We start from the raw sequence: 16,994 nt of genomic DNA, 5'->3' as shown, positions 1-16,994 counted from the left end.
CTCCCGGTCACGCGTCAGGGGCGACGGAAAATCCCGCCCCGCAAAACTCGACAAGCGCGGCTTCATTAGCGCCCTCCTCGCGCAGCGCATCGACTCGCGCGAGCCTCGGCCCACGCCGCGCCGCGAGGATAAGCGCGTCGAGCGCCGGGCGCGGACCGGAGACGACCGCCTCGACCGCGCCGTCGCGACGGTTGCGCGCCCAGCCGGTAAGATCGAGCGCAAGCGCCTCGCGGACGAGGAAAGCGCGATAGCCGACGCCCTGCACGCGGCCTTCGACGAAGAGACGTATGATCTCCCGATCGCTCATGATTCTACCGCGATATTGTCGATGAGCCGCGTCGCGCCGAGCTTCGCCGCCGCGAGCAGGCGGATCGGACCCTCCCCGAGAGTTGCGACCGGCGCCAGCGTCTCGGCATGGCGGGCTTCGAGATAGTCGATTTCGAACCCGACATCCGCAACCGCGGCGCAGGCTGCCTCGATCGCAGCGCCGATGCTCTCGCCGCTCAGGATTCGACGCGCCGCTTCGCTCAACGCGCCATGCAACGCCTTCGCGCGCTCGCGTTCATCGCGGGAGAGATAGACATTGCGTGAGGACATGGCGAGGCCGTCCGCCTCGCGCAGAGTCGGCGCGCCGAGAATTTCGGTCGCGATGTCGAGATCGCGCGCGAGGCGTTTGATCACCAGCAGCTGCTGATAATCCTTCTCGCCGAAGACGGCGACATCGGCCTGCGCCTGATTGAGCAGTTTCGTCACGACCGTCGCCACGCCGGAAAAATGCGTGGGTCGAAATCGATCTTCGAGACCGGCCGTCGCCGGTCCTTCCAGGATCACCTTCGTCGAAAAGCCCGGCGGGTAGATTTCGTCGACCGCAGGCGCGAAGACGAGATCCGCCGCGACGCCCGCCAGCCTGTCGACGTCCGCCGCAAGCGTGCGCGGATAGCGCGCGAAGTCTTCATTGGGGCCGAACTGCGCGGGATTGACGAAAATCGTGACGACGACGCGGTCGGCCGCCCGACGCGCCGCTTCGACCAGCGACAGATGACCGGCGTGCAGCGCGCCCATCGTCGGCACAAGGCCGATACGCTCGCCGGCGGCGCGACGCGCGCGAACGTAGCGGCGCAGTTCGTCGATCGCGCCGACGACAGGAACCTGTGCATTCATGAACCGCGCCCCGACTGCCGGATGGAAAGCAAGCTCGTCAGATAATCGATGTAGACGCCGGGCAGCGCTTGCGCGCGCGCCGCGGCGATGACCCCCTCGAAATAGCCCCGCGACGCGGTGCCGAGGTCCGGCCGCGCGCCGACATAGACGAGCGCCCGCGCCGAGCCCACCGGCTCGCGCAGAATGAGGAGATTTTTCTTGGCGCAAAGACCATGGGCGACGTCTTCATAGCGATCGAGCGCGGCGACGTCGCCGACTGCGACGTCCCACAGCACGCCATGGACGCTCATGCGGCGGTCCGGCGCGACGCTGACAAAGCCGGATGGCATCAGAACCGTCCTGAAGCCGGCGAGCCGCCCCCGCCCGATCAGCCGCGACCGCGGACAGCGCGCCGCCATGGCGGCGGCGTCCATGTTTGAGCCATAGGCGAAGTAGAGCGGCACGCGCAAATCCCGGTCGCGAAAAGGACGACGCGTGCTATATCACGACCGACGCGGAAGGGTGGCCGAGTGGTTTAAGGCACCGGTCTTGAAAACCGGCGTGGGGGCAACTCCACCGTGGGTTCGAATCCCACCCCTTCCGCCATCAATCGCCACCGCTACTTCAAGACGGCGCAGGCGACGCGCGCGCCGGCGCCGCCGATCGGCTGCGACATGTGGTCGTCCAGACTGGCGTGCACCACCAGCGCCGATCCGTCCGCGTCAAGGAGATTGATCTTACCGCCGCTCAAGGACACGCCGTCGATGAACATTTCCGCCTGCGCGGAGCCGTCGGCATATGCATAGACATTCGGCAGATCGGCCGGGTGCGGGCCCTTGGGATTGAGGAATCCGTGTTCGGCATTTGACGGATTTATATGGCCCTTCGAGTGCATGAATTTTTCAATGTCGGAGCAGTCCCCAACTTCGTGCAGATGGACGCCGTGCCAACCGGGCGCCAGCGCGCCGGCCCGCAGCATGATGCGCAGCACGACCCCGTGCGGACCTTGCGTGACGTCGATCGCGCCGACCGACTTGCCCTTGTTGTCGAGCACGTCGGCGCCTCGTTGTTCGCCGCTTGCGGCGCCCGTCATAAGGGCGATCGAAAATAAGGTGACGACGAGTCTGTCAAACATGTTTTCCTCGCAGGATTTCGCTAACGCCGCCGCCCGGCGGCTGTTCCCTCGGAGCGGCTCTCTGCAGCATCAGCATATTTGGCGTGACAGCGCAGCTTTGGAAGCGGCGATAACCTTCTGATGACGGATTTTTCCCCTTGATGCGATATCCGGAAGTTTACGTGAAGGAACCCGCGATCAATCGACGTTCTGTTCAGAGCGAATATAGATCCAGCGCGCCCGAGAGGCGCGTCCGATATTGCTCGAGCCGCGCCTTGTCTCTTTCGTCGGCGGCGCGCTCAACATAGGGGGCGTAATTGATTAGATTGATCGCCTTGATGATCGGCGCGATCTCGCGGACCTTCTCCTCCGTCAGACCATAGCCCGCGAGGAATTCCTGCTTGGCGTCGACCGAAAGATCATGCAGCGCCACCGAAAGATCCCAGTAGGGAGCAACGTTCGAGGCGCAGTTCTCCCAGTCGATGACGGCGGCGACCGCGCCGGATGCGTCCGCGACGACATTCTTCAGACGCATGTCGCCATGGTTGAGGACGGGCGATGGCTCCCAGCGCTCCATTTCGCCGACGACCGCTCGCAGGCTTTTAAGCTGCGCCTTGTCGAGCATGCCATGCTCGTCGAGCAGGTCGACGCGCGCTTCAACTTTCAACTCGCCGTGCAGATATTCCTTCCAGGTCTCCTTGCGCGAGAGCTGATTTCCCGACCAGTCGAAAGTGTGGCCAAAGCCCGAAGTGCCGATGGAGTGTATCAGGGCGGTCAGGCGCCCCATCTCGCGTAAGATTGCGAAGCGTTCCGGATGATGCGTGCCTTCCTGACCCTCGATCTTGGGAAGCACCATGTAAGGCATGCCGATGATGTCAGCGCCCACCTCCAGAATCGTCGCGGTCGGCACGCCTGCCTCGCTCGCCCTGGCGATCGCCCATTGCTCTTTGAGATAGTCCTTCAGCTTGTCTGGAGTGGTGTTCATGCGAACGATGAAATCGCCTTCCGCATGGCGCGCCTCAAACACGAAATTCGTCAGGCCGCCGCCGCGCGCCAGAACGCGTTTGGGTTTCGATCCAAAATGATGCTCGATGATCCTGGCCGCATTGGATCGCGCCTTGCGCGCGCTGACCTGCACATCCTGCACATCGGTCATCGCGGCGCCTCGCTCTGCAGCCGCCCGAGTCGAAACAGCAGTTCTCCGAGCTCGATCGAACTCCCGATCTTCACCGTCCGCAGCAGACCTTTGTATTCCAGATCGCGGGTTCCGACATGCACCGCGAGCCCGACGCCGGAAAGGAACGAATCCATCGGCGTGTCGCCGCAGCCGACGGAAGCCTCCAGTTCGACCCCGAGCCGTTCGGCGATGGCGCGGACGCCGGACAATTTGTCGACGCCCCGGCGCGTCGCGAAGTTGGATCGCTTGACGTGCTGGTAGGCCATCAGCCGATCCTGCGGGGCTTCGACAAGCAGAAACATCATGCAGATCTCATGGGCCATCAAGGCCTCGCGAAGATCCTCCAGCGTCAGGCAAACAACCGAGGACGCGCTTTTGTATTTTTCGCGAACATGAGGAACTCTTTCGGCGTCAGGCGTCCAGATCGTCTCGCCGAGAGTCCAGTCCCGCGTGTAGTAGAAGACAAGAAGCTCATTGACGCCAATTGCGAGCAGTCCCCGCACGCCCGTCAGCACTTCGTCGATTTCCTCAGCTTCAAGCGGAAAGGCGTCGAGCTCCTCGAAGATGATTTCGCCGGCGGGGTCTTCTCTGAGATGGCCGACGACGCCGCCGTTCAGCGAAACCAGCGGCAACGGCGCATTTGTGATCGCATACCACTCGCGCCCGAAGGTGCGGATGACGTTCAACGGAAACCGCAGCGTGTTCAGCACAATCGGCCGGCCAAGATCATTGAGGCGCTTCAAGCCGCAAGCCACCGGATCGGGAATGACGACGCGCCCTTCGAATTCGTGCACCGCCGTTCCGTCGAGATCGGTGACGACCGCGCCCGCTCGCGCGAAATCGGTTTCCGACAGAAACGCCTTAAGCTCATCCTCAATCTTCTCGGAGAGCGCCATTCATTGCGCCTCCATAGCTTCTCGCCGCATCGCGACGCCTGCGCATGAGACGCGCACCCCGACCGAGACAGCGGATTTCGACAGCGAGAAGGGAGACATTGAGGTCACGCTTGTGTTTCGTCCATAGACGGATCTGCAGCGGCGCTGATCGCGCACAGTTTCGTTTATCTGGCGATGACGCACCCGATGCGACAGACCTTGAAAGTCATTCGCGGACGACTTTTCTCCGGAGGGGGCTTCGAAACTGCGCCGGAAGCTCGCCAGCGCCCTGCCAAGGACTCGCTGTCCAGCGGCGCCCCGGGCGCGAGCGCGACTGACGCGCAGCTGCGCTACTCGGCCGAGAACTCGACCATCAAGGTCGTGCCGCAAGAGGCTTCCATCTCCAGCGATCCGCCGAGCTGACGCGCGAAGGCCTGCATAATGTTCATGCCGAGAGAACCCGACGCAGCTGCAGGAGCCGACATAATCCCAGGACCGTCATCACGAACGATAAGCTGCAGATGGCCGTTCGTCAGCCTCAGCAAGGCGACCTCGAACTTCGATCCCTGCCCTTTTTCGAAGACATGCTTGGTGGCGTTGAGCGCAGCCTCATTTATCAGGAGAAGCGCCGCCGTCATCTGATCCAGTGACAGTTTTGCATCCGGGGCAATATCCACCGCGACCTCGATCGGCAGATCGCCAAAATCATTGAGCAGCATCTCGCGAAGAATGGGCGCCAGTCCCTGCTCATAGGTCGTCTTATCGTAGAGCCGGCGATGCAGGGTCGACATCGCGGCAATCCGATCTTCTGCGGCTGCGATCCGTTCGGCGGCCGGCCCCTCCGGCATTCCCCGCCGGGCGCTGCTGATCATGGCGAGCACAATCTGGAGATTGTTGGCCACGCGATGCTGAAGCTCGCCGAACAGGCTGACCTGCACCTGGTTCGCCGCCTCGAGTCGCCTGATCAGATCGGCCATTCCCGACACGAGAATGAGCAGGAAGCCGCCGACGAGGAGAAAGCCGATCAGGGCGAATAGGGCGTTCTGCTCTCGGAGCAGAAACGAGTTGTGGGGCTCGAAGAAAAAATACCAACCCGCAAGAGCGGAGAGCGCCATCACCAACATGCCCTGACGCCAGCCGCAGAGGAGCGCGCTCCCCGCGATCGCCGGGTAAAAGGTCACGAACTTCAGAGTGAGCCAGGGATCCGCCAGATAACGAACAGAAAGGCTCGCGGCAAATAGGGTCAGAGCAATGATCCAGGAAGGCGCGCCCTCTATTCTTTTCGACGCCCTGTAAACTTTCGTCGCCCACGCCACGTCGCGCACCCTGTTGTAAGTCGACGCAATTGCGATACTTCCGCCCTAGCCTGGGCGCGCGTATCGTCGCACAGCGCACTGTTGCGAACAAGATCGCGAGCGTTTTCAGCATCGCACATCCATCGCGGCAACGACTCGGAGCGACGAAATTGCGTTCGTCTCTCATTGACGCGTCAAGGCGCTCGGCCTGACTAGGGATTGGGCAGTGTGCGTGATGCGACGTCTGATCGGGAATTTTGTTTCGCCTGGGGAACAATACGAATTGGCCCGAGGTTACGCTTACGATTGGTCTTCTACTGCGGCTTTTCGGAGTTTTCCTATGGCATCAAAACGCAAACCGGCGTCGCCCGCCAAATCCTCCATGCCCTATCCTGGAAAAAGTCCGACCGAGCAGCCGGAAATTTTGGCGGCCGAAACTGAAAGCTCCTTTCAACAGCCGCAAGGCGATGGCGGGGAAACCCACCAGACCGCCAATGATGAAGTTGAGACGCTCACCACGCAGCAGGGCGTCCCGGTGTCGGACGACCAGAACACGCTGCGCGTCGGCGCTCGCGGTCCGAGTCTGCTCGAGGACTTTCACTTCCGAGAGAAGATCTTTCATTTCGATCATGAGCGCATTCCGGAACGCGTCGTTCATGCGCGCGGCTTCGGCGTGCACGGCTATTTCGAACTCACGAAATCTCTCGCCGACGTCACACGCGCCAATCTTTTTCAGCGCGTCGGCGATCAGACGCCGGTGTTCGTGCGGTTCTCGACGGTGGCGGGCAGCAAGGGGTCGTTCGATCTCGCCCGTGACGTCAGAGGCTTTGCGGTCAAGTTCTACACCAAAGAAGGAAACTGGGACCTCGTCGGCAATAACATCCCGGTGTTCTTCATCCAGGACGCGATCAAGTTTCCGGACCTGGTTCATTCAGTGAAGCCTGCTCCAGATCGAGGCTTTCCTCAGGCCCAGTCCGCGCACGACAATTTCTGGGACTTCGCTTCGCTCTCGCCGGAGAGCTTTCACATGATCATGTGGATCATGTCCGATCGCGCCATTCCACGCTCCTTCCGCTTCATGGAAGGATTCGGCGTGCACACTTTCCGTTTTGTCAATGCAAAGGGCAAGCCGACCTTCGTCAAATTCCACTGGAAGCCGAAGCTCGGGCTGCAATCGGTGCTGTGGAACGAAGCGGTTAAGATCAACGGCGCCGACCCCGACTTTCATCGCCGCGACCTCTGGGATGCGATCAAGGGCGGACATTTCCCGGAATGGGAGCTTGGCGTTCAGCTCTTCGACGAAGAGTTCGCCGACGCATTCGAATTCGACGTTCTCGACGCGACGAAGATCATCCCCGAGGAGCAGGTTCCCGTTCAGATCGTTGGGCGGCTTGTGCTCGACCGCACGGTGGACAATTTCTTTGCCGAAACCGAACAGGTCGCCTTCTGCACCCAGAACATCGTCCCTGGGATCGACTTCAGCGACGATCCGCTGCTTCAGGGCCGCAATTTCTCCTATCTGGACACACAGCTGAAGCGGCTCGGAAGCCCCAACTTCACCCATATTCCGGTGAATGCGCCGCGATGCCCGATGGCGCATTTCCAGCAGGATGGACATATGGCGATGAAGAACCCGAAGGGGCGCGCCAATTACGAGCCGAACAGTTGGGGCGCGCTCGGCGGTCCGCGCGAGAATCCCGAGCGGGGCTTCACATCCTTCCCGGCAGAAACGTCAGGGGAGAAGAGGAGACTGCGCGCCGAAAGCTTCGCCGATCACTACAGCCAGGCGCGGCAATTCTTTCTCAGCCAGACGCCGATCGAGCGTAAGCATATTGGCGACGCGCTCGTGTTTGAACTGAGCAAATGCGAGCGCCCCGATATTCGCGCGCGTGTCGTGTCGCATCTCATGAACATCGACGTTGCGCTTGCGACGCGCGTCGCCGACGGCTTGCGGCTTGAAATGCCAGAGCCGGCGAAGGCCGCGCGTCCGACGCTGCAAGAACTCCCCCCATCCCCGCCGCTGAGCATAGTGGCGCGTCCGACATCGTTCGAGGGGCGCAAGCTCGGCATTCTCGCGACGGACGGCGCGGACGCCAAGCTGCTCGCGTCGCTGATCGAAGCCGTCGAGAAAATCGGAGCCGTCTACGAGATCGTCGCGCCTCACATCGGCGGCGTGGTGCTTGACGACGGCGCCATGCAACCGGCCGCGCAGAAAATCGATGGCGGACCATCGGTGCTTTACGACGCCGTGGCCATTGTCGCGTCGGAGACCGGGGCCGCCGATTTTGCGGCCGACGCCTCCGCGCGAGACTTCGTGAGCGACGCCTTTGCGCATTGCAAGTTCATCGGCTTCACCGGCGCCGCCGTGCCTTTCCTTGAGAAGGCCGGCGTCGCCGAAGCGCTGGATGAAGGCTGCATTCGGCTCGCGGCGGCCAAGGACGCGGCGGCCTTTATCGCGGCCTGCGCGAAACTTCGCCATTGGCCGCGGGAACTTACGGTCGATCTCGACGCTTGAGTATGCGCGCCCTGCAGAAGCGCGACGGATTATCGATGCGAGACAAGGAGAACGAAAATGCCCACCGCGAGTGTCAGCAGCAATGCGAAGACAAGAAAGTCGACGTCGAAAGCGCGCGCCAAGCCGGCGACCTCAGCGACCAGGCCGGCCGACGCAATCAAGCTGCTGCGAGATGATCATCGAGAGGTGAAAAACTGGTTCAAGGAATACGAGAAGCTTGAGGACGAGGACGAGCGAGAGGCGCTCGCGCGAAAGATATGCGCCGCGCTGACCGTTCACGCCAGGATCGAGGAGGAAATCTTCTATCCGGCGCTGCGCGAGAGCATAGAGGACCAGGATCTTCTCGACGAGGCGGCGGTCGAACATGCGAGCGCGAAACAGCTCATAGCGGAGATCGAGTCGATGTCGCCGGACGAGGAGCTGTTCGACGCAAAGGTCAAGGTCCTCGGCGAATATGTGATGCACCATGTGCAGGAAGAAGAGCAGGAAATGTTCCCCGAGGCGCGCGAGAGCGACGTCGATCTGCGCGCGCTGGGGGCGCAGCTTTCCAAGCGGAAAGCCGAACTGATGAAAAAGGCGAGCTGATCGCGCTCGCGTTAATTCTCAGACCGCCGCGACAGGCATGTCATGCGCATGAACGTCGCGGCCGGAATGCTGGGCGAGAATATGCTTCGCCTTTTCCTCCAGCGCTGAATTCCGGGTTCGCACCCAGAGCAAAAGCCCGCCATGGTCAAGTTGCTCCTGGAGATATTTTGCATGACGCTCTTCCAGGAACTCGCCAAGCACGACGCCGATCAGGCCGCCGACTTCCGCGCCCACGACCCCGCTGACGAGAAGCATCGCGAGCGCGCCGCCTGAAGCGAGCGCCGCGCCGGCCGCCATCGTCGCGCCGACATAAACAAGCGCGCCGACGAGCGCGCCATTCTTGACGCCTCGAGATTCCTTGGGCGCATAGGCGACTCGGGGCGCCTTGCCGTCGTCCTCGACGTCTTCGACCTTCTCGTATTTATGGCCAAGCTTGGCGGCGACGGTTTTCTCGCCCGCCAACAGGTGTATGTCGCCGAGGTCGAATCCTGAATTCAGCAAGTCGTTGACCGCGCTTTCAAGCGCATAGCCGTCTGCGAAAACGCCGACAACCTCTCGCGTCCGTTCGCCGTCAGCACTGATCATGCCGCCCTCCCCTACGCTTTCAGAAGCCTCGCCTGGTCGCGAAGCTGGACCGCCGCCGCCGCGGCTGTTCATAGCACAGTGCTGCCGAAGGACGGCCTTGGCAAGAGCCGCATTGACGCTGGCGAACGTCGCTCGGAAACGGCTAGGCGGACCGCGACGCGCCCGCCGAGTTCGCGAACAGGCAGAGGTATTCCCATGCCATCGTCGCGCCGGCGAGGGCGGTGATTTCGGATATGTCATAGGCCGGCGCGACTTCGACGACGTCCATGCCGACGAAGCGTAGGCCGGCGAGCCTGCGGAGGATCGACTGCGCCTGCCAGGTCGCGAGGCCGCCGATTTCCGGCGTGCCGGTCCCGGGGGCGAAGGCCGGATCGAGCGCGTCGACGTCGAAGGTCAGATAGACCGGGGCGCCGCCGGCGACTTCCAGGATCCGCGAGGCGACGGCGGCGGCGCCGATCTCATGCGCCTCCTGCGCGGAGATGATCGTCACGCCTTTTCCGATCGTCCAGTCGTAGACGTCGCGTTGCACGGGCGAACGGATGCCGATCTGAATCATGCGGCGCGGATCGATCACGCCTTCGTTGATCGCATGGTAGAACATCGAGCCATGCGCGTAAGGCTGACCGAAGTTGTCTGGCCACGTGTCGACGTGCGCGTCGAAATGAATCAGCCCCAGCGGCCCGCGCCTTCTCGCGCAAGCGCGCAGGAGCGGCAGCGTTATGCCATGATCGCCGCCGAGCGTCACGAGATGCGCGTATCCTGAGGCTTGCTCCTCGATGAGCTTCAGACTAGCCGCGATGTCGCCGAGCGCGATGGCGAAATCCCCAACGTCGGCGAGCGGCAGATCGACCGGCGACGTCCATAAGGACGGATGCTCGCCATCGATGAGCATGCGGCTCGCGTGACGAATCGCCGTCGGCCCGAAGCGCGCGCCGCTGCGATTGGTCGTGCCGATATCGAAGGGCGCGCCCGCGACGACAACCGCGGCGTCCGCGCGCTGTTCGACGCCAAGAAAGGTCGGCCTCGCGGCGAAGGTCGGCGTTCCGCTCACGGCGCGCCATCCAGTCTTTCGAAGCGGAACACCGCCGCGGCGATCGCACAGGTCCAGTCGCCATTTGGAGCGCCTTCGGCGGCCGCGGTCAGCGACAGACTCTCAACGATGAGCTCGCTCGTTTCGTAGACTTTCTTGCGCTCGTTCCAGGCGGCATCGGGGTCGAATTCGATGCCCAGCGTCGACGCAAGCATTGTGGCGGCGAGATCTTCCGCGTAGTCGCCGCTCTCGCGCTCCGTCATGCCGTAGCCGTGATGTTCCGAAATATAGCCGTAGAGCGTCGGCTCTTTTGGCCGGGCGAGGCCGATGCTCGCGGTGATGCGCCGGCCGGGTTCGTCGGTCTCGGCGCGCGCGAGCACGGTGAAGGTGATTTCGCCGGGCTGAAGCGTCGCGACGCCTTTCTCGACAGGCACGAGATCGCATCCCGCCGGCAGGATCGACGATACGGCGACGAGATTCTGCTGTTCGATGTCCGCGTCGCGCAGCGCATATTCGAACGCCGTCAAACGATGGCGATGCACGCCGACGCCGCGGGTGAGAAAGACGCATTGGGGAATGGGAAACATCGAACGCGCTCCGTGGCTCGAAGAAGCCACCGCCTCAATTAGGACGAAAAGCCCGTGCGGCGATAGCCATTCCGGCGACCTTCGTCTATGGCCACGCGCTCACAAACCGATTAGCATCGCCGCGAGAGCCGGCCGCTCTCGACTGATGGCGCAACATATCTCGATCGCATGAAAATTTTGCTGCTCGGCGGCTCCAACGCCGGAATGCGCGAAGGCTGGGCCTCCCAATTTCAACGGCAGGCGTCGACGCACGAAGTCGAGAACCGCTTTCTCGGCGCCGTGGGGTCGCTCTACGGGCTGATGGCGCTGCTGAAAATGGAGCGCGAGGGCGGCGCTCCTCCAGACGTCGTCGTTTTCGAATATTGTCTCAACGACATTCTGCTTTTCGCCGCCGGCTGTCTCGATCCGACGCTCGTCGCCGATACGCTCGAAGCGATCGCAGCCCATTGCGCCCGGCGCGGGATTCGCCTCATGTTTCTTTGTCTCGACCCGCGGCCGACAGATTCAAGAGCGCTGCGCAGCGCAATGCGGCGCGCGCGCCGGCTCTATAGTGAAGCGGCTCATCGTTACGCCCTGCCCGCCCTCTGGCTCGACGAGATCTTCCCGGGCGGACGGGCGACATCGCATTATCAGGATGAAAACCATCTCACGGTCGAGGCGTCAGCGGCGGTGGCCGCCGCTGCGCTAAGCAAGATCGACGACGCTCGGATCCCCTCGGCCCCCAAAGCGGACATCCGCTTCGATTATGTAGATGCGACGCAGGCGCAGCCTCGCGGCGCATGCGAGCGTCATCACATTGGCTCCAAGGTCTTCGAAGGCGGGTTCATGCGGCTGAAGCGGCCGAGCGAATGCCATTGGCCCGGACGCGGCCGTCTCGTGGCGCTGATGCTGCGCTCCGACGATGCGAGCGGCGAATATTTCATTCGCGCGCCGGGATGCGCATACCGCAAGAATCCGCGCTCGAAGATGCAGGAGATCGTCGCCAATCTCATGCTGCTGCATTACGTATCGCGAAACATCGTCACGGATTGCGGCGTCTCCGTCGCCCTGCCTGACGACGAAGCGGCGCTGAGACGCGCGCCAGAGGATGCGACGCTGCTCGCAGTTCCGCCGACGGCGCCATTTCTCGACCAGACTCTCGACATTCATGCCGTGATCTTCTGGCGCCCGCGATCGCTCGCCCAGCGAATCGCCGCGCTATGGCGCGGCCAGTGAGCTGCTGAGCGGGGGCTATTTCTTGCAGGAAGGCGTCGGCTGCAGGACGAGATCCGTCATGTCGCCGCGCAGGACAAAGTCGCCGTAGTCGAGTCTCAGAGCGCGCGAGACGCCGTTTTCATAAAGGTCGAAGGACAGCACGTAGATCGGCTGGCCGTCCTTCTTGCCGAGGTCGAAATAGGAGATCGACACCGGCCAGCGGCGGGTGTTCTTGAGTTCGCTCGCGCGCGCGGCCTTTTCCGGCGGCTGTTCCGTCGTCGGCTTGCCGATAACCGTCAACGTGTCGAACGCCTTTTCGCCGTCGCCCGTGCCGTCAAAGACCCGCGCCTCGAGCAAAGGTTCGCCGGCGACGGCCGTCTCCACGATCTTGCGCAAATGCTCGGTCGGAAAGAGCATCGGACCCGCGAGCTCCAGTCGCGCGCGCTTTGGCTTGGAAAGGTCGATAGACAGACGGGCGTCGCCAGATTTTTTCGCCCTTCCGTCGACTTCCTCCGAACGCGAGTTGTCGATCCTGGTTTCCACCTTGAATCGAAAATCAGCGCCGTCGCCGCCCTCGAAGGTCGCCGAGCGCATGTCGGAGAGTTTCGCGGCGCCTTCCGAGGGCTGCAACTCGGTGATCTGGCGAAAATTCTGCACATAGCCCTCGCAGGCGGAACCGGAAAAGTCGAAGGCGATGCGGCCGCGCGCCTGCGCGGGCGCCTTCGCGCCGCTGGTCTTCAAGAGGCTCAGATCGTAAACAGCGCGATGGTTGGCGAGCGGAGCCAAAGCGCGCTCGGCAGCCGCCTGGCCGATCGGCGCCGCCGCGCAGATCGCCGCAGTCAGCAGTCGTAACGGAATCATCGGACCTCTTCCTGTGGCGGGCAATTCGACGCCATTGCGTCGGGTGGAGTAGGAAACTAGGGTCGCGCTTCTTTGGGAGCAACGACTTTCTCTTTGGAGAGGCGCCATGACCGCATCGTCCGACACCCCGCTCGCGCGGTTGAATGAGCTGGGACTGACGCTGCCTGCCGCGGCCGCGCCGGTGGCCAACTATGTTCCTTATGTGCGCACAGGCGCTTTGCTGTTCATCTCGGGACAGCTGCCGCTCGGCGCCAACGGCGTCGACCCGGCGCATAAGGGCAAGCTCGGCGCCGGCGTTTCGCTTGAGGCCGGGCAGTCCGCCGCCCGCCAGGCGGCGCTCAATGTTCTCGCCCAGGCCAACGCCGCGGTCGGTGATCTCGCCAAGCTGCGCACCGTGCGGCTCGGCGGCTTTGTGAACAGCGCGCCCGACTTCGATTCATTGCCGCAAGTCGTCAATGGCGCTTCCGATCTCGTCGCGACCGTGTTGGGCGAGAACGGCAAACACGCGCGCTTCGCCGTTGGCGTCGCGCAATTGCCGCTCGACGCCGCCGTCGAAGTCGAGGGGATCTTCGAGATTCTTCCGTGAACGCCTCTGATTTTACGTGGCTGGTCGCGCGTCCAATCGCGCACCGCGGCCTGCATGACGCGGCGAAGGGCGTGATCGAAAATTCGATTTCGGCGGCGCGCGCCGCGATCGCCGGCGGATTTGCGATCGAGTGCGACGTGCAACTCACCGCCGACGGCGAACTCGTCGTTTTCCACGACGACACGCTCGAACGGCTGACCGAAGGCGCCGGCGCCGTCGCGGCGCATAGCGCCGACGAGCTCGGTCGTCTGAAGTTACGCGGCGGCGTTGACCGCATTCCGACGTTTTCTGAATTTCTCAAGGCGGTTGGCGGGCGAACGCCGATCGTCGTCGAGATCAAGAGCGCCTTCGATGGCGACACGACCGTGGCGCAGCGCACGGCGCAGGCGCTGGCGCGCTACGGCGGGCCCGTCGCGATTGAAAGCTTCGACCCCGATCAGATCGCCTTTCTTCGCGCGCGCGCCGCCGCGCTCGGCATTGCGCAACGGCCGCTCGGCATGGTCGGCGAGGCGCAATACAAAAATGACGACTGGCCGCAGCTCTCGAGCGCACAGCGCGCGGAGCTCACGCACTTTCTGCACTACAGGCGCACGCTGCCGGATTTCCTGTCCTGGCGCGTCGGCGATCTGCCGCACGCCATTCCGCTGCTCATGCGCGACGCGCTGAAACTTCCAGTGACGGCCTGGACAGTGCGTTCACCTGAAATGGCGGCGCGGTCGAAAGAATGGATCGATCAGATCGTCTTCGAGGGTTTCACGCCGTGAAGCGTTCGCGCCGCCTGTGCGCCGCCGCCGAGTCCGACCTAGCGGAGGCGATGGGCGCAACGGCGAGGGCGTAACTAAAGAGCGTTACGCTCGCCCGCCGTTACTATAGGGGATCCTGCCGGCTCGACCCGGAATTCGACGCCTGCGCCTTCTCCCGGCGAGCGCTGAGTCCATTTGACGGGCCCGCTATTGTGCGGGAACCAACCCGTTGACGGGCTCAAGCCCCCGCATCTCCTTGAGTTCGACCCGGATGTTGTAGTCGCTCGCGGCTTTTATGTAATCCTGGATCGTCTCCATGATGTCCTGGTCGATAAAGCCGGCGCGCGTGCCGTCGATCACGAGGTAGCTGTTCTCGTCGACGTTCTCGAGGAAGTTGCGCAGCTGCGCCTTGTTGAGGAACGAGACGTCCTTTTGCAGGCGCAGCAGGTAGTGGCGGCCGTCGCGCGTCAACGTGAACGCCGAATGATAATTCGCGCGCAACACGAAGAAGAGGCCGACGGCCATGCCGATCGCCATTCCCTTGAGGAGGTCCGTCGAAAGAATTGCGCCGATCGTCACGGCGAAGGGGGCAAACTGGTTGAACCCCTTTTCATATTGCTGAACGAAGAGCTTCGGCTTCGCAAGCTTGTAGCCCGTCAGCAGCAGCACCGCAGCGAGACACGCGAGCGGAATCATATTGAGCACGCTGGCGAGGAACATCGCGCTGAGCAACAGCAGCACGCCGTGGACGAAGGAAGCCACCTTGGTGTGCGCGCCCGCGTCGATGCTGGCGGAGCTGCGCACGATCACCGCGGTGATCGGCAATCCTCCCAACATGCCGCTCAGGAAATTGCCGACGCCCTGGGCCTTGAGCTCCTGGTTGGTCGGCGCGATGCGCTTGAGCGGGTCGAGTTTATCGACGGCCTCGAGACTGAGCAGAGTTTCAAGACTGCCGACCAGCGCCAAAGTCGCGGCCGTCACATAGATCTGGACGTCGATCAGCCGGGTAAAATCCGGAAAGCTGAACTCCCGTGCGAAATCTATCGGCCCGAAGACGTTCGGCAGGTTGACGAGATGCTGCGGAGCGATGGCCAAAGCGGGAAACAGCGTCTGAGCCACGACGTTGTAGAAGATGCCAAACAGCACCGCGACAAGCGGACCCGGCATCAGCGAGAGGTAACGATGCTTCTTGATCTGCTTCGTGTCCCAGAGAAGCATGATCGCAAGCGAAACTAGGCTGACGATCACCGCTCCTGTCGAAAACGAGCGGAAAGCGTCCCACAGAAAGGAAAGACCCGTGTGGCTATCGCCCTCAAGGAAGGACAAGTCAGCTTCCGCGTCGGCGTCATAGCCGACGGCGTGCGGCAGCTGCTTCATGATCAGGATCAGGCCGATCGCCGCGAGCATGCCTTTGATGACGGCCGACGGAAAAAACGCGCCGATGACGCCCGCCCGCAGAAAGCCCATCCCGAGCTGCATGAGTCCCGACAGCGCCACAGCAAGCAGCATGGCGTCGAAACCGAATTTTTCGACAGCGGTCGCAACGATGACGGTGAGTCCCGCAGCCGGGCCTGAAACGCTCAACTGCGATCCGCTAAGGAGAGAGATGACGAGACCGCCGATGATCCCGGAGATGACTCCGGAGAATGGCGGGGCGCCGGAAGCGACCGCAATGCCGAGGCAGAGCGGCACCGCGACAAGAAACACGACCACGCCCGCAGGAATGTCGTGATTAAGGTAGCGGAAGTAGTAGTCGAGATGCCTCCTCAACACGCCTGATTTCTCCTTATTCTGACCGTGTCCGCGCGCGGCGGATTAATGTTGTTCATCGCCGCTGTGCTGCTGATAGATGACATCGACGTCGCTGCCCGGCGGCAGCGTAATGAGTTGATGCAGTATCCCATCCTCGAGCCCGAACACCCAGCCGTGCAGCATGGGCCGCCGGTCCTCTTTCCAGGCGGTCTGCACAATGGAGAACTGCGACAATCGGACCACCTGTTCGATCACGTTGAGTTCGACCAGCCGATTGGCTCTTTCAGTTTGAGAATTGAGGGCGTCGACTTCGTCCCTGTGCACCCGATAGGTGTCTTTGATGTGCATCAGCCATTTGTTGAGCAGCGCCAGATCGGGATGCTGCCGATCGAGAGCGGCGCGAACGCCGCCGCAATTATAGTGGCCGCAGACGATGACATGCGGAACTTTGAGCACTTGCACGGCGTATTGGATGACGCTGAGACAGTTGAAGTCCGTGCAGATCACCTGATTGGCGATGTTGCGATGAGCGAAGATCGCGCCCGGTCGCGCATTGACGATGATGTCGGCGGGCACACGGCTGTCGGAACAGCCGATCCATAGGAATTCTGGCTTCTGATCGGCGGCAAGGCGATCGAAATAGCTGGGATCGCGCTCTTGGACTTCTTCGGCCCAGGCTTTGTTCTCGAGTAGCAGTTTTTCGAAGGATTCCATCCGACGCCCGTTTCTCTCAAGCCGTCGCGATCAGAAGCGTTCCGGCTGCGACAGCAATATGACAGCGACGGATGCCGCTTGGAACAGGCGCTCGACGCGAGCGACTCTCATCGGCATCCACGGCGCCCTCGTTCAAGCACGTGACTCTACGAAGCTCTATTGGTCGCGGCAAGTCCGCCAACCAACAATCGAATAGGGCCACGCTTGCGACCAGTCAGGCGCGCGGCGACGGGTTTCGACA

18 protein-coding genes and 1 tRNA gene are annotated in these 16,994 nt (G+C 62.5%); 6 read left to right on the top strand and 13 right to left on the bottom strand.

Translation table 11 applies throughout. The features are described from left to right. Nucleotides 1-7 precede the first annotated feature (7 nt). From AC0X69_RS14915 to AC0X69_RS14905, 3 genes are read right to left on the bottom strand one after another with little or no spacing between them, the layout of a single operon-like run. Nucleotides 8-307 carry an acylphosphatase gene (locus tag AC0X69_RS14915; RefSeq protein WP_482608569.1) on the bottom strand — a complete coding sequence of 100 codons (300 nt, stop codon included), beginning with the start codon at nucleotides 305-307 and terminating at the stop codon, nucleotides 8-10. Further along, nucleotides 304-1,161, bottom strand: coding sequence for a pantoate--beta-alanine ligase (gene panC, locus AC0X69_RS14910; protein WP_482608568.1), 858 nt, complete (start codon nucleotides 1,159-1,161; stop codon nucleotides 304-306). Before panC ends, AC0X69_RS14915 begins: the two co-directional genes overlap by 4 nt. After that, on the bottom strand, nucleotides 1,158-1,610 hold the full coding sequence (locus AC0X69_RS14905; protein WP_482608567.1) for a gamma-glutamylcyclotransferase family protein: 453 nt from the start codon (nucleotides 1,608-1,610) through the stop codon (nucleotides 1,158-1,160). Before AC0X69_RS14905 ends, panC begins: the two co-directional genes overlap by 4 nt. 46 nt (nucleotides 1,611-1,656) lie before the next feature. Here AC0X69_RS14905 and AC0X69_RS14900 point away from each other — a divergent pair. After that, nucleotides 1,657-1,746, top strand: a tRNA-Ser gene (locus AC0X69_RS14900). A gap of 13 nt (nucleotides 1,747-1,759) precedes the next feature. Here AC0X69_RS14900 and AC0X69_RS14895 read toward each other — a convergent pair. The 4 genes from AC0X69_RS14895 to AC0X69_RS14880 form a co-directional block, all read right to left on the bottom strand. Beyond that, nucleotides 1,760-2,275, bottom strand: a complete 516-nt coding sequence (locus AC0X69_RS14895; protein WP_482608566.1) for a superoxide dismutase family protein — start codon at nucleotides 2,273-2,275, stop codon at nucleotides 1,760-1,762. Between the two features lie 193 nt (nucleotides 2,276-2,468). After that, nucleotides 2,469-3,410: a phosphotransferase family protein gene (locus tag AC0X69_RS14890; protein WP_482608565.1), complete on the bottom strand. Its 942-nt coding sequence runs from the start codon at nucleotides 3,408-3,410 to the stop codon at nucleotides 2,469-2,471. Further along, nucleotides 3,407-4,327 carry an HAD family hydrolase gene (locus AC0X69_RS14885; RefSeq protein WP_482608564.1) on the bottom strand — a complete coding sequence of 307 codons (921 nt, stop codon included), beginning with the start codon at nucleotides 4,325-4,327 and terminating at the stop codon, nucleotides 3,407-3,409. The genes AC0X69_RS14890 and AC0X69_RS14885 overlap by 4 nt, the downstream gene beginning before the upstream one ends. 329 nt (nucleotides 4,328-4,656) lie before the next feature. Then, nucleotides 4,657-5,517, bottom strand: coding sequence for a sensor histidine kinase (locus AC0X69_RS14880; protein ID WP_482613411.1), 861 nt, complete (start codon nucleotides 5,515-5,517; stop codon nucleotides 4,657-4,659). Between the two features lie 424 nt (nucleotides 5,518-5,941). Here AC0X69_RS14880 and AC0X69_RS14875 point away from each other — a divergent pair, with 424 nt between their 5' ends. Then, a complete protein-coding gene (locus AC0X69_RS14875) occupies nucleotides 5,942-8,116 on the top strand; it encodes a catalase (RefSeq protein ID WP_482608563.1) in 2,175 nt (724 codons plus the stop codon). A gap of 57 nt (nucleotides 8,117-8,173) precedes the next feature. Beyond that, nucleotides 8,174-8,701: a hemerythrin domain-containing protein gene (locus AC0X69_RS14870; RefSeq protein ID WP_482608562.1), complete on the top strand. Its 528-nt coding sequence runs from the start codon at nucleotides 8,174-8,176 to the stop codon at nucleotides 8,699-8,701. 18 nt (nucleotides 8,702-8,719) lie between these two features. Here AC0X69_RS14870 and AC0X69_RS14865 read toward each other — a convergent pair whose 3' ends face one another. The 3 genes from AC0X69_RS14865 to AC0X69_RS14855 form a co-directional block, all read right to left on the bottom strand. Then, on the bottom strand, nucleotides 8,720-9,286 hold the full coding sequence (locus AC0X69_RS14865; protein ID WP_482608561.1) for a general stress protein: 567 nt from the start codon (nucleotides 9,284-9,286) through the stop codon (nucleotides 8,720-8,722). Between the two features lie 142 nt (nucleotides 9,287-9,428). Then, on the bottom strand, nucleotides 9,429-10,337 hold the full coding sequence (gene speB, locus AC0X69_RS14860) for an agmatinase (RefSeq protein ID WP_482608560.1): 909 nt from the start codon (nucleotides 10,335-10,337) through the stop codon (nucleotides 9,429-9,431). Continuing rightward, nucleotides 10,334-10,903, bottom strand: a complete 570-nt coding sequence (locus AC0X69_RS14855; protein ID WP_482608559.1) for a pyruvoyl-dependent arginine decarboxylase — start codon at nucleotides 10,901-10,903, stop codon at nucleotides 10,334-10,336. The genes speB and AC0X69_RS14855 overlap by 4 nt, the downstream gene beginning before the upstream one ends. Nucleotides 10,904-11,071: 168 nt before the next feature. Between AC0X69_RS14855 and AC0X69_RS14850 the strand changes: the two genes are divergently transcribed. Then, nucleotides 11,072-12,118: an SGNH/GDSL hydrolase family protein gene (locus tag AC0X69_RS14850; protein WP_482608558.1), complete on the top strand. Its 1,047-nt coding sequence runs from the start codon at nucleotides 11,072-11,074 to the stop codon at nucleotides 12,116-12,118. Between the two features lie 15 nt (nucleotides 12,119-12,133). On the opposite strand, the gene AC0X69_RS14845 is transcribed toward AC0X69_RS14850, so the two are convergent. Beyond that, nucleotides 12,134-12,958 carry a cell envelope integrity EipB family protein gene (locus AC0X69_RS14845; RefSeq protein ID WP_482608557.1) on the bottom strand — a complete coding sequence of 275 codons (825 nt, stop codon included), beginning with the start codon at nucleotides 12,956-12,958 and terminating at the stop codon, nucleotides 12,134-12,136. A 106-nt stretch (nucleotides 12,959-13,064) separates the two neighbouring features. Here AC0X69_RS14845 and AC0X69_RS14840 point away from each other — a divergent pair, with 106 nt between their 5' ends. Together AC0X69_RS14840 and AC0X69_RS14835 are read left to right on the top strand one after the other, a co-directional pair. Beyond that, nucleotides 13,065-13,544, top strand: coding sequence for a RidA family protein (locus tag AC0X69_RS14840; protein ID WP_482608556.1), 480 nt, complete (start codon nucleotides 13,065-13,067; stop codon nucleotides 13,542-13,544). Beyond that, nucleotides 13,541-14,308: a glycerophosphodiester phosphodiesterase family protein gene (locus AC0X69_RS14835; protein ID WP_482608555.1), complete on the top strand. Its 768-nt coding sequence runs from the start codon at nucleotides 13,541-13,543 to the stop codon at nucleotides 14,306-14,308. The genes AC0X69_RS14840 and AC0X69_RS14835 overlap by 4 nt, the downstream gene beginning before the upstream one ends. A gap of 186 nt (nucleotides 14,309-14,494) precedes the next feature. Here the strand turns inward: AC0X69_RS14835 and AC0X69_RS14830 are convergent, their stop codons facing one another. After that, nucleotides 14,495-16,060: a SulP family inorganic anion transporter gene (locus tag AC0X69_RS14830; RefSeq protein WP_482608554.1), complete on the bottom strand. Its 1,566-nt coding sequence runs from the start codon at nucleotides 16,058-16,060 to the stop codon at nucleotides 14,495-14,497. Between the two features lie 42 nt (nucleotides 16,061-16,102). Then, nucleotides 16,103-16,753 carry a carbonic anhydrase gene (locus AC0X69_RS14825; protein WP_482608553.1) on the bottom strand — a complete coding sequence of 217 codons (651 nt, stop codon included), beginning with the start codon at nucleotides 16,751-16,753 and terminating at the stop codon, nucleotides 16,103-16,105. Between the last annotated feature and the right edge of the window lie 241 nt (nucleotides 16,754-16,994).

The organism is Methylocystis sp. Uni0008, from assembly GCF_056838045.1.
This window is presented reverse-complemented; position numbering and strand designations above follow the sequence as displayed.

What these genes read in the sequence shown, in the direction of transcription:
- AC0X69_RS14850 (WP_482608558.1), top strand. Translation starts at nt 11,072, where the DNA reads ATGAAAATTTTGCTGCTCGGCGGCTCCAACGCCGGAATGCGCGAAGGC.
- panC (WP_482608568.1), bottom strand. Translation starts at nt 1,161, where the DNA reads ATGAATGCACAGGTTCCTGTCGTCGGCGCGATCGACGAACTGCGCCGC.
- AC0X69_RS14895 (WP_482608566.1), bottom strand. Translation starts at nt 2,275, where the DNA reads ATGTTTGACAGACTCGTCGTCACCTTATTTTCGATCGCCCTTATGACG.
- AC0X69_RS14825 (WP_482608553.1), bottom strand. Translation starts at nt 16,753, where the DNA reads ATGGAATCCTTCGAAAAACTGCTACTCGAGAACAAAGCCTGGGCCGAA.
- AC0X69_RS14840 (WP_482608556.1), top strand. Translation starts at nt 13,065, where the DNA reads ATGACCGCATCGTCCGACACCCCGCTCGCGCGGTTGAATGAGCTGGGA.
- AC0X69_RS14885 (WP_482608564.1), bottom strand. Translation starts at nt 4,327, where the DNA reads ATGGCGCTCTCCGAGAAGATTGAGGATGAGCTTAAGGCGTTTCTGTCG.
- AC0X69_RS14845 (WP_482608557.1), bottom strand. Translation starts at nt 12,958, where the DNA reads ATGATTCCGTTACGACTGCTGACTGCGGCGATCTGCGCGGCGGCGCCG.
- AC0X69_RS14875 (WP_482608563.1), top strand. Translation starts at nt 5,942, where the DNA reads ATGGCATCAAAACGCAAACCGGCGTCGCCCGCCAAATCCTCCATGCCC.
- AC0X69_RS14870 (WP_482608562.1), top strand. Translation starts at nt 8,174, where the DNA reads ATGCCCACCGCGAGTGTCAGCAGCAATGCGAAGACAAGAAAGTCGACG.
- AC0X69_RS14855 (WP_482608559.1), bottom strand. Translation starts at nt 10,903, where the DNA reads ATGTTTCCCATTCCCCAATGCGTCTTTCTCACCCGCGGCGTCGGCGTG.
- AC0X69_RS14865 (WP_482608561.1), bottom strand. Translation starts at nt 9,286, where the DNA reads ATGATCAGTGCTGACGGCGAACGGACGCGAGAGGTTGTCGGCGTTTTC.
- AC0X69_RS14915 (WP_482608569.1), bottom strand. Translation starts at nt 307, where the DNA reads ATGAGCGATCGGGAGATCATACGTCTCTTCGTCGAAGGCCGCGTGCAG.
- AC0X69_RS14890 (WP_482608565.1), bottom strand. Translation starts at nt 3,410, where the DNA reads ATGACCGATGTGCAGGATGTGCAGGTCAGCGCGCGCAAGGCGCGATCC.